This window comes from Finegoldia magna (assembly GCF_018371055.1).
In the GTDB taxonomy this organism is placed as follows: Bacteria; Bacillota; Clostridia; order Tissierellales; family Peptoniphilaceae; genus Finegoldia; species Finegoldia magna_I.
Genome location: NZ_JAGYZD010000274.1, coordinates 1 through 2071, shown reverse-complemented (window position 1 = coordinate 2071; position 2071 = coordinate 1). Strand labels below are relative to the sequence as shown.

General features: G+C 31.5%; 1 protein-coding gene. It reads right to left on the bottom strand.

Going from position 1 to position 2071, the window contains the following annotated elements:
* Window positions 1–281 precede the first annotated feature (281 nt).
* The gene (gene dnaA, locus KHW44_RS08995) at window positions 282–1727 is read right to left on the bottom strand and encodes a chromosomal replication initiator protein DnaA (protein ID WP_304068667.1); all 1446 of its coding nucleotides are present in this window, start codon (window positions 1725–1727) and stop codon (window positions 282–284) included.
* Window positions 1728–2071 lie beyond the last annotated feature (344 nt).

Below are 2071 nucleotides of genomic sequence, written 5' to 3'. Positions count from 1 at the left end.
CCTTTCGTTTATACAAATAATAATAATAGTTAGTAATAGTAGTAGTAGGGCTGTTTGTATTGTGGATAACTCTAGTTTGTTTGTAATTTGTGGTGTTTTCTCTATTGATAACGATGTGTATATTATTGGCACAAACTGTGCGATTATCAACATTATCAACTTTTCACAATTTTAGTTTAGTGTTTTAAAGTTATCAACAACTTATCCACATAGTTATAAATATTAAAATGTGGATAGAAAACTCTAAAATAAACTTATCCACAATTTTTGAGTTTAATAAATTAAGAATTTTGAATGTAATTGATTAGGGTTTCAATTTCTTCATCAAATTCTGAATTTTTTTTGATATCACTCTCAATTTTCTTGATTCCATGCATTACTGTTGAGTGATCTTTGCCAAAACTTGATGCAATACTAACCAACGAAATATCCAACAATTTTCTGGACACATACATTGCTATTTGCCTTGGATATGCGATTTGTTTGGAGCGTTTCTTGGATAGAAGATCATCTTGCGTGACATTGTATCTATCACACACACTCTCAATGATTAAATCTATAGTTACAGGTCTTAACTGAGTGTCTGCGATAAGTTGTTTTAGGACGTTTTTCGCCAAATCCAATGTAATGTTGCCATCACCTATCAGAGTTTTCTGACCTACGACATTCATTACTGCCCCTTCCAACTCACGTATATTGCTTTTGACATTCATAGCGATATAATCGATTATTTCAGGTGGAAGTGATGTATTATTTCTATCCAAATATTCGTTTATAATAGCCACACGCGTTTCGTAATCTGGTGGTTGGATGTCTGCCATCAATCCCCACTCAAAACGCGATACCAACCTCTCTTCCAATGTTTTAATCTCTTTTGGAGGTCTATCACTGGAAAGTATGATTTGCTTGTTGTGGTTGTACAATTCGTTGAATGTGTGGAAAAACTCCTCTTGTGTACCTTGTTTTCCCGCGATAAATTGAATATCGTCAATTAATAGTACGTCTATATTTCTGTATTTTTGTCTAAATTGTGAATTCTTTTTCGTTGATTTATCTCCTATTGAAGAGATAAGCTCGTTCGTAAATGATTCACTAGTAGTGTAAATAACCCTAGATTTTGGGTTATTTTTAAGTATTTCATGAGCAATAGCATGCATCAAGTGAGTCTTACCCAATCCTGCTTTTCCATGGATAAACAATGGATTGTATGCTGTGGCTGGGTTTTGTGCGACTGCAAGTGCTGCGGCCAATGCTAGTTCGTTGTTTTTTCCTTTTACAAATGTATCGAATTTGTATTTGCTGATTAAATTCTTGCCATAAGGGCTCAAATCAGTTTTTTCTTCTGGTTGTTCGATTACAGGATTTTTGTCTTCTACAGTATATTTTTCCTCTTCTTTTACTTCTTCACTTACTAGAATGGATCGTTGACCATCTATATTTTGATTTTGAATTATATTTTCATCATTGTAGTTATCCATTTCGTAACGGTCGATGATGACTACTTTTCTCTTGACATTACTGATGAAATCCAAGTATTTTTGGATATCGTCGTAGTATTTGTTATAGATTGTTTTCTTGGTAAATCTATTTGGAGAAAGCAAAATAAATTCAGTATTTGTTAAATAAAGAGGTTTTAATGGAGCGATCCATGTGTTGAAGTTCAAATCTGACATTTCCTGCTTAAATGTGTTAGAAATTTTTAACCAGAGTTCATCTTTGTCGGTCATTTTTCACCTCGTTTTTTTACTTATCAACAAGTTTATCCACAAAAAGACAAGTTATCCACACGAAATAAATAGCTATTTTCCAAATTAAACAAAAAAAATATATAATTTATTCACATTTGCACAACTTATCCACATCAATTTATAGAAAAATAATTGTGGATATTAAATTAGAATATACAGCAAATTCGTGTAGTTTTAAAACAAGAATTCACATAGTATCCACAACTTATCCACAATTTGTTAATAAATGCGTACTTTTCATACTTTTTGATACTTTAATTATAGCAAATCATATCTTTTATTACAAATTTATTGAAAATTTTGATAAATGGTTTTGTGTTTGC

Excerpts from the sequence above, each read along its gene's own strand:
- dnaA (WP_304068667.1), bottom strand. The coding sequence starts at position 1,727 with ATGACCGACAAAGATGAACTCTGGTTAAAAATTTCTAACACATTTAAG.